13 protein-coding genes are annotated in these 15680 nt (G+C 65.0%); 5 read left to right on the top strand and 8 right to left on the bottom strand.

The annotated features are described in order from the left end of the window. The first annotated feature begins 57 nt into the window (after positions 1–57). On the top strand, positions 58–2097 hold the full coding sequence (locus BM133_RS26270; protein WP_093441212.1) for a PEP/pyruvate-binding domain-containing protein: 2040 nt from the start codon (positions 58–60) through the stop codon (positions 2095–2097). 178 nt (positions 2098–2275) lie between these two features. Here the strand turns inward: BM133_RS26270 and BM133_RS26265 are convergent, their stop codons facing one another. The 4 genes from BM133_RS26265 to BM133_RS26250 form a co-directional block, all read right to left on the bottom strand. Next, positions 2276–3502, bottom strand: coding sequence for a restriction endonuclease (locus BM133_RS26265; protein WP_143100224.1), 1227 nt, complete (start codon positions 3500–3502; stop codon positions 2276–2278). 114 nt (positions 3503–3616) lie between these two features. Continuing rightward, positions 3617–5569: a TRAP transporter large permease gene (locus BM133_RS26260; RefSeq protein WP_093440500.1), complete on the bottom strand. Its 1953-nt coding sequence runs from the start codon at positions 5567–5569 to the stop codon at positions 3617–3619. A gap of 61 nt (positions 5570–5630) precedes the next feature. Continuing rightward, positions 5631–6299: a TRAP transporter small permease subunit gene (locus tag BM133_RS26255; protein WP_093440498.1), complete on the bottom strand. Its 669-nt coding sequence runs from the start codon at positions 6297–6299 to the stop codon at positions 5631–5633. Positions 6300–6389: 90 nt separating this feature from the next. Then, a complete protein-coding gene (locus BM133_RS26250) occupies positions 6390–7499 on the bottom strand; it encodes a TRAP transporter substrate-binding protein (protein ID WP_093440495.1) in 1110 nt (369 codons plus the stop codon). A 218-nt stretch (positions 7500–7717) separates the two neighbouring features. Between BM133_RS26250 and BM133_RS26245 the strand changes: the two genes are divergently transcribed. Continuing rightward, complete coding sequence (locus tag BM133_RS26245; protein ID WP_093440493.1) at positions 7718–8128, top strand: rhodanese-like domain-containing protein; 411 nt, start codon at positions 7718–7720, stop codon at positions 8126–8128. Between the two features lie 330 nt (positions 8129–8458). Here the strand turns inward: BM133_RS26245 and lysM are convergent, their stop codons facing one another. After that, a complete protein-coding gene (lysM, locus tag BM133_RS26240) occupies positions 8459–8920 on the bottom strand; it encodes a peptidoglycan-binding protein LysM (protein WP_093440490.1) in 462 nt (153 codons plus the stop codon). Between the two features lie 134 nt (positions 8921–9054). Between lysM and BM133_RS26235 the strand changes: the two genes are divergently transcribed. Further along, positions 9055–9831, top strand: a complete 777-nt coding sequence (locus BM133_RS26235) for a type III pantothenate kinase (protein ID WP_093440488.1) — start codon at positions 9055–9057, stop codon at positions 9829–9831. Positions 9832–9843: 12 nt separating this feature from the next. Here the strand turns inward: BM133_RS26235 and BM133_RS26230 are convergent, their stop codons facing one another. The 3 genes from BM133_RS26230 to BM133_RS26220 all read right to left on the bottom strand — a co-directional run bounded on the left by BM133_RS26230 (position 9844) and on the right by BM133_RS26220 (position 13052). After that, the gene (locus BM133_RS26230) at positions 9844–11196 is read right to left on the bottom strand and encodes a serine hydrolase domain-containing protein (protein ID WP_093440485.1); all 1353 of its coding nucleotides are present in this window, start codon (positions 11194–11196) and stop codon (positions 9844–9846) included. Positions 11197–11350: 154 nt separating this feature from the next. Next, on the bottom strand, positions 11351–12166 hold the full coding sequence (locus BM133_RS26225; RefSeq protein ID WP_093440483.1) for a crotonase/enoyl-CoA hydratase family protein: 816 nt from the start codon (positions 12164–12166) through the stop codon (positions 11351–11353). 37 nt (positions 12167–12203) lie between these two features. Then, positions 12204–13052 (bottom strand): 3-hydroxybutyryl-CoA dehydrogenase, encoded by an 849-nt coding sequence (locus tag BM133_RS26220; RefSeq protein WP_093440481.1) that lies wholly within the window; start codon positions 13050–13052, stop codon positions 12204–12206. A 195-nt stretch (positions 13053–13247) separates the two neighbouring features. On the opposite strand from BM133_RS26220, the gene purT reads away from it, so the two are divergent. Beyond that, entirely contained in the window at positions 13248–14450 is a 1203-nt protein-coding gene (gene purT / locus BM133_RS26215; RefSeq protein ID WP_093440479.1) for a formate-dependent phosphoribosylglycinamide formyltransferase, read from the top strand. A gap of 173 nt (positions 14451–14623) precedes the next feature. Beyond that, positions 14624–15565, top strand: coding sequence for an alpha/beta hydrolase (locus tag BM133_RS26210; RefSeq protein WP_093440476.1), 942 nt, complete (start codon positions 14624–14626; stop codon positions 15563–15565). Positions 15566–15680: the final 115 nt, after the last annotated feature.

The raw sequence follows: 15680 nt of genomic DNA, 5'->3' as shown, positions 1-15680 counted from the left end.
GACGCGGCCCCGCTGGAACGCGAGCGAGAATCCGCGCTGCAACAAGAGGGGCACAGCATGAAGAACAACAGCACCCGGGATCAGGCGGGCAAGGCGCCGGGCTGGCTCTGGCCATCGGCACTGGCGTTGTGCGTGGTGGCCGTCGCGCCCGCACCGGCCGATGCGCAACTCGCGCGCAAGCCCTCCTTCTATCAACAGCAGAACCAGCCGCAGCCCGAGGGCCCGGCCGCCCAACTCGTGCCGCGCCCCGCGGTGCCCGCATCGCTGCCGGCGCTCCGCAGCCAGGGCGACTTCGACACGCTGGCCCGCGTCTACGACCCCGGCACGCCGATGCAACTGGCCCACGTGCTCTTCATCGTGGACCGCCAGGCCAGGCCGGTACGCACGTACTACATCGACACGCCGCGCTACCAGCTGCACGTGCGCTTCGTGCGCGACACCGGGCTCTCGCCGCGCGCGGGCAAGCGCGAGATCGACCGCAACTACCTCGTGCCCGACCGTCGCTTCCTGTTCGGTACGCTGAGCTGGCAGCAGAACATCGGCAGCTTCACCTACGAGTTCTGGGAGGGCGACCAGCTCACCGCGCCGCTGCTGAGGCAAGCCGACGCACAGGTGAAGGCGAGCTTCTTCGCGGCCGTGAAGTTCAAGACCAACTCCACGCTGCACGAACGCGTGGCCAAGGAAGCGGGCATCGATTTCGTGAGCCAGGAGGCGTTGATCCGCGAGCAGCCCTACATGCCGATGAACCTGGGCACTGCGACGGGACGCGTGCGCATCGTGGACGACGCGTCGGGACTGAACGCGCTCTTGCCCGACGACATCGCCGTGCTGCGCCAGGTGCCGATCAACCTGCCGCCCGTGGCCGGCGTGCTGACCGAGCGGCCATCGACTGCGCTCTCGCACGTCAACCTGCTGGCCAAGGGCTGGGGCATTCCGAACGCCTATGTGCGCGATGCCGCGTCCGTGCTGCGCGAGCACGCGGGCCAGTGGGTGGCGTTGAAGGTCGCGGCCTCGGGCTATCAATTGCGCCGCCTCACCGCGGAAGAAATTGCGGCATTGCCGCCGCGTGCCGTGCGCACCGCGGCCACGGGCGCCGTGCCCGGCAGCGACAGGGCCGTGAAGCCCGACCTGCGCGAGACTCGCCTGCTGCCGCTCGCGTCGCTGCGCGCGCGCAACAGCGCGCAGTGCGGCTCCAAGGCCGCCAATCTCGGCGCGGTGCTGGCCGCGCGCATTCCCTCGACCACCGTGCCCGACGGCTTCTGCATTCCGTTCGCGCACTACGACCGCTTCATGCGAACCAACGGCCTGGCCGATCGCATCGCGCGCATGCAGCAGCAGCCCGGTTTCGCGAGCGACCCGCAGTTGCGGCAGAAGGCGCTCGCGCAACTGCGCGACGAGATCGTGGCATGGCCCGTCGATGCCGCCACCGCGGCGGCATGGCGCGCCGCATGGCAGTCTCAGTTGGGCGGCGGCGGCGTGTTCGTGCGCAGCTCGTCCAACTCCGAAGACCTGCCCGGCTTCAGCGGCGCGGGGCTCTACTCGACGATGCCCAACGTCAAGACCGGCGACGCGCTCGAAGTCGCGGTGAAGAAGGTCTGGGCCTCGGTGTTCAACCCCGAGGCCTGGGAGGCCCGCGGCGCCGCGGGCTTCGGCGCCGAGTCGGTGCTGATGGGCGTGTTCGTGCAGGCCGCCATCGACTCGACCAACGCCGGCGTGATGATCACGCGCGACCCCTTCGATGCGGGCCACCCGCACGTCACCTACATCTCGGCCAAGCGCGGCATCGGCATCCGCGTGGTCGAGGGGCAGCGCGTGGCCGAGCAGGTGATGTATTCGAGCTGGTCGAAGGCGATCCAGGTGCTAAGCCGGTCGGCCGAAGAGACGGCGCTCCAGCTGGACAAGGACGGCGGCGTGAAGGAGGTGCCGGTGGAGATCGGGCGCAATGTGCTGACCGATGAACTCGTGGTGCGGCTTGCGAACGTGGGCGCGGCCGTGAAGCGGACGTTCAATGCCGTCGACCAGGACATCGAGTGGGCGACTGTTGGAGACAAGATCGTGCTGCTGCAGGCGCGGCCGTATGTGGAGCGGCGGCGCTGACAGTCGGCAAGCGGGCCCTAATCTTTATAAAATAATCTATTGAATTAGTAATAAATTGCCGAAGCCCCTTACAGGACCGCAACTTACTCCAAATGATTTCTCAATCTATATCCGCACAAAAACGCTCCGGTTTTTTGCGCTTGTCCAATTAGGTACGCGAGGTCGCGAATGACGGGATTTAGCCTTCTTGAGTATCAAAACGAAGACTATCTGCCTTACGGTCCAGCGCTGCCTTAAACTCTGTGCCGCCTCTAATGTCTCGAAGGTCATCAAGAGAAAAAACAATCAGAAAAAGACCGTCTCGATCAAATCGACTTTGTATTTCGCGAAGTGCGTCAGCCCCAGAATCAACCCCTGTGACGCCGTTTTTTGAGAAAATGATGCCTAGTTTTACTTTGCATTTGTCTAGTTTTCCCATGAAGTCTCTTACCGGTCCAACCCCAACAGGCTTGCTCCAGTTTTTGCATTCGACAAGGCAATAGCGGCCGATCTCATCGAACAGAGGAATCGTTCCTTTTAAAGGATCGTATTCAATAACAAGGTCAATTTCACTGCTTCGGGTCTGCAGATTCTGATATTTGCATCGTAGAGATGGAGTGTTTTCCAAGAGAAACCGGGCTAAATTTTCTAGTGATTTTCCCTTTTTTTCGTTCGTCTCGGCTTTCTCTACCGTTTCAATCAAATCGACGAGCGCTAAATGGACCGAAACCTTTGAGGGTGGCGACGGCGTTTGTAAATTACGTTCAAGCACATACACGATTTCATTTGCTTGCTCTGAACTTAGTGCTTGAAGGTCAAAACGCCACTCTTTTTTTTCTGAGACAAGAATCAGGATATCCGGGGAAAAAACTACACCCATGTGGCAGTCGAAAGCATTCAGATACCGGCGAACCTGAAAAATCCAATCGCCGATGTTTTTTGGTTTTCTGTTTTTAAGCTCAATAACCACCCAGGGCTTTGATTCAATAGAATCAGCGAGCGCGATGTCTGCGCGCATACGGCTTCCGCCGTATTCATAGAAAGTCTCCTGTTCGCCATAATCGAGAATTTGCGTGAGTCGAGGAATTATTTCCCTAGCAAAATCTGCTTCTGTTTCAAAGCTCCTATTAGGCAAATCGCGCAACAGATCGCGAAGTTGTTTCCCCGATTCGTTGAGGTAGCGCTTTTGTTGTGGGCGACCTGATGGTGAAAATATTATCCTGCCATCAGCTTCAAGCGCTTTGGCCTTTTCTTGTGTAAAACGCCAAAAACGCCCAGGCGGGGGAAGCACTCCGTTCCATTCGTACTGCAATAAAGGGCGATTTCCTAGCAGCGTAGTGTCCGAAAGCAGGTATGGTCCTTTAGGGTCATTGTCAGGATTCTTGTATTTTTGTTTGGAAAATGCGAAATCTTCTTGCAACGGCATTGCAAAATTCCTTTAAACGGTTATTCTTTGTTCGCAATAATGGCCAGTCATTGTGACCGCACCGGATTTTCAATTAAGCTCTTTTCTTTTACGAAAGTTTTGAAAGCGGCGCTCCTACCCATACAAATATTGCGGCAGCCACAGCGTCAACCCCGGCCAGATGTACATAAACACCATGCACAGGATCACGATCAGCATGTACGGCATCATCCCGGCGAATATCTGGTTGATGGTCACGTGCGGCGGCGACACTCCTTTCAGATAGAAGGCCGACATCGCCACCGGCGGCGAGAGGAACGCCGCCTGCAGGTTCACGAACACCAGCACGCCGAAGAGCAGCGGGTCGATCTGGAAGTGCGCGAGCAGCGGCAGGAAGATGGGCACGAAGATCACGATGATCTCGGTCCACTCCAGCGGCCAGCCCAGCACGAAGATGATCGCCTGCGACAGCAGCAGGAACTGCAGCGGCGACAGGTTCATGCCCAGCACCCACTCCTCGATGATGCGTTGCCCGCCCAGCAGCGCGAACACCGCGGAGAACAGCGCCGATCCCACGAACAGCCAGCACACCATCGAGGTGGTCTTGAGCGTGAGGAAGACCGCCTCCTTGGTCTTCTTGAAGTCCAGCGTGCCGGCCTGCCATGCCATGAGAAATGCCCCGGCCGCGCCGACCGCCGCCGACTCGGTGGCGGTCGTGATGCCGAACAGGATCACGCCCAGCACGATCAGCGTGAGCGTGGCGAGCGGCATCACCGACGACACCAGCATGCGCAGGATCTCGAACTGCTCCGCGTCCATGCGCCAGTAGTACCAGCCGAGCAGCGCGAGCGTGAAGAGGCTGGCGAGCAGGAAGCCGGTGTAGAAGGCCTCGGGCACGGCGGCAGTCTTCGGTGCATCGACCGTTTCGCCCAGTTGTTGAAGTCCGCCTTCCGCCGCCGGAGGGCTCGCAGCGGCTTCGCTGCCGGGTGGCTCCTCGACGCCGCCGGGCGGCTCCTGCAGGCCGCTGTCCGATCCGGCCTCCCTCGGCGCGTCGTCGGTCGGCGGTTCGGCCAGGCCGGTGCCGCTTTCGGAGGACGAAGGAGATGAAGACGCTTCGGGCAGCGTCGCAGCCGCGCCCGCGGTCTTCTGCGTCGCCTGCTGCTCTGCCACCACCGGCGCGTTGTTGTCCTTCTGCGAGTAGATCGTCACGTACCACCACACCGAGCCCAGTGTCGTCGCGGCCAGCGCCAGCGGCACCAGCGCGTTCAGCAGGCTGCGCAGCAGCAGCCACCAGGTGATGCGCACGCCCTCGGCCGCGCCGCGCAGTGCACGCGCCGGCGACACCACTGCCGCGAACAGCGCGGGCAGCATGCGTGGCGAGTAGCTCTGCGCAATATGCGCGACCCATGGCGTGATCGGCGCGCGCTGCTTGTCGGGTGGCAGCTTGGGCGCGACCTTCGGCTGCAGCACGGCCCATCCGATCACATAGATCAAATAGAGAAACGCGAGGAAGAAACCGGGGAACATCGCGGCTGCATAGAGCTTCACCACCGACTGCCCGGCGACGGCCGCGTACACGATGATCATCACCGAGGGCGGTATCAGGATGCCGAGCGTGCCGCCGGCGGTGATCACGCCGGCCGCCAGGCGCGTGTCGTAGCCCGCGTTGAGCATCGGCCGCATCGCGATCACGCCCATCAGCACCACCACCGCGCCGACCAGGCCGCTCGCGATGCCCCAGAAGGTGCAGACGATCAACGTCGTCACCGCGAGCGAGCCCGGCACGCGGCGAAAGGCGAGCTGCACGCTGTGGAACATCTTGTCCACCAGCGCGCCGCGCTCCATCACATAGCCCATCAATACGAAGAGTGGGATGGACAGCAGCGTCTCGTTGGTCATCGCGCCGAACGCGCGCTGCACCATCAGGTCGAAGACCTTGTTGTCCAGCCAGGGCGAGGCGGGGTCGTAGAAGGCGATGAAGCCGAAGAACATGCCCAGGCCCATCAGCGTGAACGCCGTGGGGAAGCCGAGCATGATCACGACCACGATCAGGCCGAGCATCGCGAGGCCGAGTGCGGGTTCGCTCATTCCGTAACCTCCGTGCTCCGCACTGCGGTGCGCGCTTGCCTGGGGCGGGCCGGCGCGGCGCTCATGCGGCACCTCCGGTCGAGTCGCTCTTGCGCTGCTGCGCGGCCTGCTCGATCGCCTTGGCCCTGTCGATCACTTCGCGCTTGTCGGCCTCGTCGACGTAGCTGCTGCCGGCGAGCTGTTCGCCGACCACGTCCATTTCTTCCGCATCCTTCAGGCGCGGCGTCCAGACGCCGGTCTTCAGGCACAGCGCGCAGCGCACCATCTCGGCGATGCCCTGCAGCAGCAGCACGGCGCCAGCCACCGGGATCACGAACTTGAAGGGGTAGACCGGTATCGGGTCTGCATTGAAGGTCTGCTCGTGCATCGCGAGCGATTCGCCGAAGTAGGTCCAGCCCGACCAGGTGAGCGCCACCACGCCCGGCAGGAAGAAGATGGCGAACAGCACGAGGTCCAGCGCGGCCTGCGTGCGCGGCTTCATGCTGCCGTAGAAGAAATCGCCGCGCACATGGCCGGCCTGCGAGAGGGTGTAGGCGCCGCCCATCATGAAGAGCGTGCCGTAGAGCATGTTGTTGGCATCGAAGATCCAGGCGGTGGGCGCGTTGAGCGCATAGCGCTTGAAGACCTCGCCGCACACCAGCAGCATCAGCGCCACGATGAGCCACGAGAAGGTCTTGCCTACGACCATGCTGAACCGGTCGACGGTGTGGAGGAAACGTTGGATGGTCATGAAGGCATGGCAGGCAGAAAAGCACGCATCGGAAAGCCAGCCATCCGGAGCGTTCCGGATGACTGGCGCGAACCGTCATCGGCAGATTTCTCAGGCCTTCTTCTTGCTGAAGTAGTGGTTGTAGGCCATCTTGAAATCGACGCCGTAGTCGTTCTGCCATTGCAGCGCACGCTCGGCGAACACGCGCTGGGAATCCAGCACCTTCTTGAAGAGCGGGTTCTCTCCGGCCTTCTTCTCCACCGTCTTGTCCCACGCAGCGAGCTGCGCGCGCAGCACCGCATCGGGTGTCTTGTAGAACTTGATGCCGGCCTTCTTCATGTCCGCATAGTCCTGCGAGTTGCGCTGCACCGCCTTCCAGCTCATGTCGGCGCTCGCGGCCTGCACGGCGTAGTCGATGATCGAGCGCAGCTCCTGCGACAGCGCGCTGTACTTGCCCTTGTTGAACAACACCTCGAACTGCTCGCCCGACTGGTGGAAGCTCTGCAGCATGCAGTTCTTCACCACGTCGGGAAAGCCGAGCACGCGGTCGCTGGAGGCGTTGTTGAACTCGGCCGCATCGATCAGCCCGCGGTCCAGCGCGGGAACGATTTCGCCACCGGGCAGCGGGTTCACCGCGGTACCCATCTCGGTGAACATGTCCACGGCCAGCCCGACGGTGCGGAACTTCAGGCCCTTCATGTCTTCCACCTTGGCCACCGGCTTCTTGAACCAGCCGAGCGGCTGCGTGGGCATCGGGCCGTAGAGGTACGACACCACCTCCATGTTCAGGCTCTTGTAGATCTCCTCGAGCAGTGCCTTGCCGCCGCCGTAGTTGTGCCAGGCCAGCACGGTGTTGGCGTCCATGCCGAAGCCCGGGCCCGAGCCCCAGAGCGCGAGCGCGGAGTTCTTGCCGTAGTGGTACGCCACCACGCCATGGCCGCCGTCGAGCGTGCCTTTGTTCACTGCCTCCAGCAGCTGGAACGCGGGCACCACCGCGCCGGAAGGCAGCACCTCGATCTTCAGGCGGCCGCCGGCCATGTCGTTCACCTTCTTGGCGAAGTCGTTGGCGTACTCATGGAAGATGTCTTTCGCCGGCCAGGTGCTCTGGAAGCGCAGCGAGGTGGTTTGTGCCGTGCTGATCATCGGCACGGACATGGCGCCCGCGGCCACGGCCGCGCCCTTGAGCAGCCCGCGGCGGCGGGGCAATTTGCTGTCTGTCATGTTGTCTCTCTCCATACAAGTTCTGACGGAAGAACCCTGGCCGCTGTCTTGGAGTTATGTTTGGCAGCCCCGAGCCGCATCTTTGGCGCGCAGGAAACCGCGACAAACAGGGTTTTCACGAACTGGTGAAAAATTCCACCATCCGGCGAGGGCACCGGGCAAAGTAAAGACGGCCCTTTCCCGTGCAGTAACCCTATGGATTTGAAGGACGCAGACACATGACTGAACCCGTTGTTGAAAAGGGCTACGCCGGCGACGTGACGCCCGAGCAGGCCGCGCTGTGGCTCGCGAGCGGCGAGGCCGTGCTGGTCGACGTGCGCACCGATGCCGAGCGCGAGTGGGTCGGCTACGTCCCCGGCGCCGTGCCGTTGGCGTGGAAGCAATGGCCGGGCATGGCGCTGAACCCGGCGTTCGATGACGGTGTTCGCGCTGCGGGTGATGGCGGCAAGAAGCTGGTGCTGTTGTGCCGAAGCGGTGTGCGCTCCATCGCGGCCGCGAAGCGCGCCACCGAACTGGGGCTGGAGGCCTACAACATCCTCGAAGGCTTCGAGGGCAATCCGGACGAGAGCGGACACCGTGGGCAGATCGGCGGCTGGCGCAAGCGCGGGCTGCCCTGGAAGCAGAGCTAGCGTTCGGGGCGGCACTCCCGCCGACGGTGGGCTCTCTGTTTCGCGAATGTCCCCCGGCTTCGCCTCCTCCTTTATTTCGCGAAACAGAGAGCCCACCATCGGCGCGAGCGCTTCAGAGCGGTCGTTGATCGGCGGTTCACCCAGAGCGTGCCCAGTGCGCAGGCCATCGGGTACTCCCCGCAGCGAAATCAAGGAGGAGGGCGAAGCCCGGGGGACATTCGCGGAGGGGAGTACCCGGTGGCCTGCGCACCCGCCCTGAACAAACCCACCCAAAAACAAAAAGGCCCACCGTTTCCAGTGGGCCCTTTCAAATGGCGTGCCTGAAGAAGATCAGAGCGCCGGAATGCGCAGCTTCTGCCCCGGATAGATCTTGTCCGGGTGCGACAGCATCGGCTTGTTCGCTTCGAAGATCGCGTTGTACTTGTTGGCATCGCCGTAGTACTTCTTCGAGATGGCCGAGAGCGTGTCGCCCTTCACCACGTCGTGATACTGCGCAGGGGCTGCGGCGGGTGCGACCAGGTTGTTGTCCACGCTCGTCACATTGGCCACGTTGCCCGCGGCCAGCGAGGCTTTTTCGCTGGCTTCCTGCGATGGCGCCTGGCCGGCGAGGGTGACCACGCCGCTGCTCGCAACGTAGGTCACCTCCAGGCCGGTGAGGCCGAGGTTCTGCGTCTCGATGTAGGTCTTGATGGCTGCGGCAGCAGCCGTGTTCGCATCGGGCGTGGCGGCCTGGGCCGACGAGCCGCCGAACAGTTTTTCACCGGCTTCCTTGATGAAACTAAGCAATCCCATGGTTTTCTCCTTGTGCCGTGGTGGATGGAATTGGCGAATGTAGCGGCGGATCGCCGTGTCCCGGCGTAGGCCCATGCCGCGTATGTCAAGGACGTGCCAGCGGGAATAACCACAAAGTCGCAATAATCCCGCGCATGGCATCCCCCTTCCTCGCAATCGACATCGGCAACACCCGCCTGAAATGGGCGCTCTACGACGGGGCGCATCCGGGCGCCGCGTTGCAGGCCTCGGGCGCGGAGTTCCTGGACCACATCGAACGCCTCGCCGATGGCCCCTGGGCCGATCTGCCCGCACCCGGCGCCATGCTCGGCTGCGTGGTGGCCGGCGACACCCTGCGGCGACGCGCCGAAGAGCAGATCGTCGAGCGCTTCGACTGCGCGCCGCGCTGGGTGGTCTCCAGCGCGGGCGAGGCCGGCATCGTCAACGGCTACGACCATCCCACGCGCCTGGGCGCCGACCGCTTCGTGGCGATGATCGGCGCGCGCCACCGCATGCTCGCGCAAGGGCCGGCGCGGCCGATGGTGGTGGTGCTGATCGGCACGGCCGTCACGGTGGAGGCGATCGACGCCGAGGGCAAGTTCCTGGGGGGCCTGATCCTGCCGGGCCACGGCATCATGCTGCGCGCGCTGGAGTCGGGCACTGCGGGCCTGCATGTGCCCACCGGCGAGGTGCGCGAATTTCCCACCAACACCAGCGATGCGCTCACCAGCGGCGGCACCTACGCCATCGCGGGCGCCGTCGAGCGCATGGTGCAGCACGTGCGCTCGCACTGCGGCGCCGAGCCGGCCTGCTACATGACCGGTGGTGCGGGCTGGAAGATGGCGCCCGTCATGAACGGGCACTTCGAACTGGTCGAGAGCCTGATCATGGATGGGCTGCTGGTCATCGCCCGCGAGCGGGCGGCCGCCTGAACTGAAGAAGAATCAGGGGCGCGCGATCAGCGCCTCGGCCACCGCCTGGAACGCCGGCAGCGTGAGCGGATCGTTCCCCCCATTCGCCGCCACCGGGTGCGCGGCGTAGCGCACGATCACCATTTCCGCCTTCGGATCGACATAGATGCTCTGGCCATGGATGCCGCGCGCCATGTACGCACCGTGCGGGTTGTTCGACACCCACCACATGTTGCGGTACGACCAGCCCGGCAGCAGCGCATAGCCCGCCTTGGCGAACTTGGCGGGGTCGCCGCCGCGCTGGATGTCTTCGACCACGGCCTTCGCAATGGCCTGCTGCCCATTGGGTGCGCGGCCGCCGTTGCGCAGGGTCTCGCCGAAGCGCGCGAGGTCGCGCAGCACGGTGTTCAAGCCGCCGCCACCCGACTCGGTGCCGATGCGGTCGACCATGAAGTACGCGTCCTGCTCGGCGCCGATGCGGCGCCAGATCTTCTCGCTCAAGAGGTCGGCCAGCGACTGGTTGCTCGCGCGCCGCAGGATCCACGCGAGCACCTCGGCGTTCACCGTCTTGTAGGCGAAGGCGGTGTCGTGCGCGCCTTCCTTCTTGAGCGTCACGAGGAATTCGTAGAACGACTTGGGGCCCGTGTAGTTCGGCCCTTGCGTCAACATGCCGCCGGCGCGTGCGTAGTCCCAGATCTCGGCCTTCGGGTCGGCGTAGTTCTCGGAGTAGTGCACGCCGATGGTCATGTCCATCACCTGGCGCACGGTGGCATCGCCATACGCCGTGTCCTTGAGCTCCGGCAGGTATTTGGTGACGGGCGCCGACGGATCGAGCTTGCCCTCGTCCGCGAGGATCGCCGCGAGCGTTCCGACGAAGGACTTGGTCACCGACATCGCGATGTGCGGCCGCTCGGGCGTGAGGGCGCCGAAGTACTTTTCATAGACCACGCGGCCGCGGTGCATCACGAGGATGCCGTCGGTGTAGGTGCGCGGGATCATCTGCGCGAAGGTCACGGTCTCTTCGCTGCCTGCGCTTCCAAGGGGCTTGAAGGTGACCGCCTCGATGTCGTCGCGCGGCGCCGAAGGCAAGGGGCTCGCCGCACCGCTGCCGCGCCACACGTTGGCCGTGGGCACCGTCTCGCGCACGTGCGAGAAGCTCCAGCGCGTGCGCGGAAACACGCCGCCGGCCGGGTTGTCGAAGGTGATCTGCTTGTCGGGCGGCGGCGGAAAGCCCTTCATCCAGCCCAGCGCATCGACCGAGGTGGCCGCGGGGTCGGGCAGCGCGGCGGGTGCCGGCGTCTGTGCGTAGGAGGTGTTCACGGCGAGCAGTGTGAAGGCGGCGGCGACCGCCGTGCGTTGAAAGACAACAGAACGAAAGAATGGCATGCAATGGGCTCCGGTGAAAAAACGGGATTCATGCAACTGGCGAGATTCAGTCGGGAGGCACCGCAGAACCGGCTTTGCCGGGCTGCAGGTGTCGCCCCCGGTAGGGGGAAGGAGAAGCGACACGAAGTGCGCGAAGCCTGGGGGCGAGCTTTGCCTATCGACCGCTGAAACGCGCGGGACGGCGCTCGACGAAGGAGCGCACGCCTTCGGCCGCGTCCTCGCTGTTGGAGAGGCGCTTCTGCGTCTCGATGAATTCCGACACCGCCGCGAGCGGCCCGTGTTCCACGGCCTTGATCACGTTGAGCCGCGTAGCCACCACCGCGAGCGGCGCCTGCGCCGCGATGCGCTGCGCAATGGCCAGCGCCGCATCGAGCTCCTGCCCGGCCGGCACCACCTTCTGCACGAAGTGAAGGCGGTACGCCTCGGCGCTGTCGAACTCGTCGGCCGTGAGCAGGTGCAGCATCGCGTTGCCCACGCCCGCGCGCTCGGCCATGCGCAGCGTGGCGCCGCCCGTGGCCATGATGCCGCGCTGCACTTCCATCTGCGAGAAGCGGCAGTTGTCGGCGGCCACCACGATGTCCGCGCCCAGCATCAGCTCGATGCCGACCGTGAAGCAGATGCCCTTGACCGCCACCACCATCGGCTTGGTGCGGCGGCGGTAGTCGGGCAGGCCGAAGTCGTGCGGCTCCACCAGCCCGGCGGGAATCGCCTTCTCGCCGCGCTTCATGTACTCGGTGACCGCGGGCAGGTCCAGGCCCGCCGTGAAGTGGTCGCCAAAGGCATGCAGCACGCCCACACGCAGGGCCGGGTCGTCGTCCAGGCGCGTGTAGGCCTCGGCCAGTTGCTTGAACATCGGCGGCGTCCAGCCGTTGCGCTTGGCGGGGCGGTTGATGCCGATCAGCAGCACGTGGTCGAGCACCTGGGTGTCGATGCAGCCTTCGACGGGCGGTGTGGTGGGTGTGGCGGTCATGGCGTTTCTTGTCTCCTTGTTTTTATGGAACGCCGACTCAGTACGTGTAGACGCCGCGGCCCGTCTTGCGACCCAGTTGGCCGGCGGCGACCATTTCCTTGAGCAGCGGGCAGGGGCGGTACTTGGAGTCGCCGAACTGTTCGAGGTACACCTCCATCACCGCCAGGCACACATCCAGGCCGATCATGTCGGCCAGTGCCAGCGGGCCGATGGGCTGGTTGCAGCCCAGCTTCATGCCGGCGTCGATGTCTTCGGCGGTCGCGATGCCTTCGGAGAGAACGAAGAAGGCCTCGTTGATCATCGGCACCAGGATGCGGTTGACCACGAAGCCCGGCGCGTTCTTCACCGTGATCGGCGACTTGCCCAGCTTCTCGGCCAGCGCCTTGACGGCGTCGTGCGTGGCGTCGCTCGTGAGATAGCCGCGGATCAGTTCCACCAGCGCCATCATCGGCACCGGGTTGAAGAAGTGCATGCCGATGAAGCGGTCGGGACGCGAGGTGGCGGCCGCCAGTTGCGTGATCGAGATCGACGAGGTGTTCGACGCGACGATGACTTCGGGCGCCACCAGTTCGTCGACCTGCTTGAGGATCTTGAGCTTGAGCGCGTGGTTCTCGGTGGCCGCTTCGATGACCAGTTGCGCGCCCTTCAGGTCGTCGTAGTTCGTCGAGCCCTTGATCAGCGCGAGCGCGGTGGCCTTCTGCTCTTGCGTGAGCTTTTCTTTCTTGATCAGCCGGTCGAGGCTGCCCGAGACGGTGGCCAGGCCCTTGTCGACCGCCGCTTGCGCGACGTCGACCATCACCACATTGACGCCGGACACCGCGCAGGCCTGCGCAATGCCATTGCCCATCGTTCCGGCGCCGATGATGCCGACGGTCTGGATCGTCATGAGAAAACTCCTTGAAAGTACAAAAAACGGGAAGGGGGAGCGGGTGGGGCGCGAGGCGGCCACCGCGGCAGGACATCGATTGTGAAGCAGCCCCGCCGGGGTGCCGTTCCCGGACGCGACACCGGGGTTCACGGGTGGCTTACAGTGCGGCGGTTGCTTTTTTTTCTCTCTTTTTCTCTCTTTTCGACTTCGACCATGACCACCCTCGGCACCCCCCTTTCCCCCTCCGCCACCCGCGTGATGCTGCTCGGCTCCGGCGAACTCGGCAAGGAGGTGCTGATCGCCCTGCAGCGCCTTGGCGTCGAGACCATCGCGGTCGACCGCTACGAGAACGCACCCGGCCAGCAGGTGGCCCACCACGCCCGCACCATCACCATGAGCGACCCCGCGCAGCTCAAGGCGCTCATCGAGGCCGAGAAACCCATGCTCGTGGTGCCCGAGATCGAGGCCATCGCCACGCAAACGCTGCAGGCGCTGGAAGACGCGGGCGTCGTGCGCGTGATTCCCACGGCCCGCGCCGCCCGCTTGACGATGGACCGCGAAGGCATCCGCCGCCTGGCCGCCGAGACCCTGGGCGTGCCCACCAGCCCCTACAAGTTCTGCGACTCGCTGGCCGAGCTGCAGGCGGCCATCGACGCCGGCATCGGATATCCCTGCATCGTCAAGCCCGTGATGAGCAGCTCCGGCAAGGGCCAGAGCAAGATCGACGGCCCCGCCGACGTGCAGAAGGCCTGGGACTACGCCATGGCCGGAGGACGTGTGAGCCACGGCCGCGTGATCGTCGAGGGCTTCATCGACTTCGACTACGAGATCACGCTGCTGACCGTGCGCGCCAAAGACGCGGCCGGCGCCGTGGAAACGAAGTTCTGCGACCCCATCGGCCATGTGCAGGTGAGCGGCGACTATGTGGAAAGCTGGCAGCCGCACCCCATGGCACCGGCCGCGCTGCAGAAGGCGCAGCAGATCGCAGAGGCCGTCACGGCCGACCTGGGCGGCCAGGGCCTCTTCGGCGTGGAGCTCTTCGTGAAGGGCGACGAGGTCTGGTTCAGCGAAGTGAGCCCGCGTCCGCACGACACCGGCATGGTCACCATGGCCACGCAGTGGCAGAACGAGTTCGAGCTGCATGCGCGCGCCATCCTCGGCCTGCCGGTCGACACCTCGCTCAAGAGCCCGGGCGCGAGCGCGGTGATCTACGGCGGCGTCGATGCCACCGGCATCGCCTTCGACGGCGTGGCCGAGGCGCTGCAGGTGCCGGGCAGCGACATCCGCCTGTTCGGCAAGCCCGAGAGCTTCACCAAGCGCCGCATGGGCGTGGCGCTGGTGCACGCGGCCGATACCGACACGGCGCGCAAGCTCGCCAAGGAAGCCGCCTCGCGCGTGAAGCCCCGCAAGGCCTGAGCTTCCAGACGCACGCGACAGCCGTAGCCAGTTTCCGCAAGCCGCGCTGCCGGGGCGCGGGCATGGTGCGGGCTTGCCGGGAGGCCGAGATCGGGTGCGGGTGCATGCGGATACCGCGCATGCGCGATGCGCTCCACACTGGGCGCCCGTCAGCTCGATCCACCGGAGACACCATGCTGCATCCCCAGGCGCGCGCCTTGCTCGACTTCATCGAGGCGCGCGGCATTCCGCCGACCCACACGCTTTCGCCCGCCGATGCGCGGGCCTTCTACCGCGAGCGCCGCGCCGCCACGCAGCCGCTGCCCGCGGAAGTGGCCGAGGTGCGCGACCTCGCCGCGGACGGTCCGCACGGCACCATCCCGGTGCGCCTGTACCGGCCGCTGGGTTCGGGCGCCGGCCCGCTGCCGGTGCTGGTGTACTACCACGGCGGTGGCTGGGTCATCGGCGATCTCGACACGCACGACGTGCTGTGCCGGGAACTGGCCAACGGCGCGGGCTGCGCGGTGGTCGCGGTCGACTACCGCATGGGCCCCGAACACCGCTTTCCCACCGCCGTCGACGACGTGCTGGCCGCCACGCGCTGGGTGCGCCGCGAGGCCGCGACGCTGGGCCTCGATGCAAGCCGTCTGGCGGTCGGCGGCGACAGTGCCGGTGGCAATCTCGCGGCCGTGGTGGCGATCGCCGCGCGCGATGCGGGTGACCTGCCCATCGCCTTCCAGCTGCTGATCTATCCCGCCACCGACATGCGCCGCGGCCACCCGTCGCACCAGGCGAACGGGCAGGGCTACCTGCTGACGCGCGACACGATGACGTACTTCCACGACCACTACATCACCGACGCCAAGCACGACCTCGACTGGCGCGCTTCGCCGCTGCTGCACACCGACCTGTCCAGGCTGCCGCCCGCGCTCGTGATCACCGCCGGCTACGACCCGCTGCGCGACGAGGGGCTCGCGTATGCGGAGGCGCTCACCGCCGCCGGCAACCGCGCGAACTACGTCTGCTTCGAGCGCCAGATCCATGGCTTCATCACGATGGGCAAGGTGCTGGACGAGGCCAACACCGCCGTTGCGCTTTGCGCCACCGAGTTGCATCGCGCACTGTCGGCAGGCTAGGGGCGGACTAGGGAAAGTCCCCGCGCAAATGCATGCCGCGCATGAGGGTTGCGCCGCTACGATCCAGCCAACACGAGGCGGCCCACCGCAGGGCAGGCCAGACCCGATGCAGGAG

Source organism: Variovorax sp. 770b2 (genome assembly GCF_900115685.1).
GTDB lineage: Bacteria > Pseudomonadota > Gammaproteobacteria > Burkholderiales > Burkholderiaceae_C > Variovorax.
This window is presented reverse-complemented; position numbering and strand designations above follow the sequence as displayed.

Coding starts and splice junctions, on each gene's coding strand:
- BM133_RS26270 (WP_093441212.1), top strand. CDS start 58: ATGAAGAACAACAGCACCCGGGATCAGGCGGGCAAGGCGCCGGGCTGG.
- BM133_RS26225 (WP_093440483.1), bottom strand. CDS start 12,166: ATGACCGCCACACCCACCACACCGCCCGTCGAAGGCTGCATCGACACC.
- BM133_RS26245 (WP_093440493.1), top strand. CDS start 7,718: ATGACTGAACCCGTTGTTGAAAAGGGCTACGCCGGCGACGTGACGCCC.
- purT (WP_093440479.1), top strand. CDS start 13,248: ATGACCACCCTCGGCACCCCCCTTTCCCCCTCCGCCACCCGCGTGATG.
- BM133_RS26265 (WP_143100224.1), bottom strand. CDS start 3,502: ATGCCGTTGCAAGAAGATTTCGCATTTTCCAAACAAAAATACAAGAAT.
- BM133_RS26230 (WP_093440485.1), bottom strand. CDS start 11,196: ATGCCATTCTTTCGTTCTGTTGTCTTTCAACGCACGGCGGTCGCCGCC.
- BM133_RS26220 (WP_093440481.1), bottom strand. CDS start 13,052: ATGACGATCCAGACCGTCGGCATCATCGGCGCCGGAACGATGGGCAAT.
- lysM (WP_093440490.1), bottom strand. CDS start 8,920: ATGGGATTGCTTAGTTTCATCAAGGAAGCCGGTGAAAAACTGTTCGGC.
- BM133_RS26260 (WP_093440500.1), bottom strand. CDS start 5,569: ATGAGCGAACCCGCACTCGGCCTCGCGATGCTCGGCCTGATCGTGGTC.
- BM133_RS26255 (WP_093440498.1), bottom strand. CDS start 6,299: ATGACCATCCAACGTTTCCTCCACACCGTCGACCGGTTCAGCATGGTC.
- BM133_RS26250 (WP_093440495.1), bottom strand. CDS start 7,499: ATGACAGACAGCAAATTGCCCCGCCGCCGCGGGCTGCTCAAGGGCGCG.
- BM133_RS26235 (WP_093440488.1), top strand. CDS start 9,055: ATGGCATCCCCCTTCCTCGCAATCGACATCGGCAACACCCGCCTGAAA.
- BM133_RS26210 (WP_093440476.1), top strand. CDS start 14,624: ATGCTGCATCCCCAGGCGCGCGCCTTGCTCGACTTCATCGAGGCGCGC.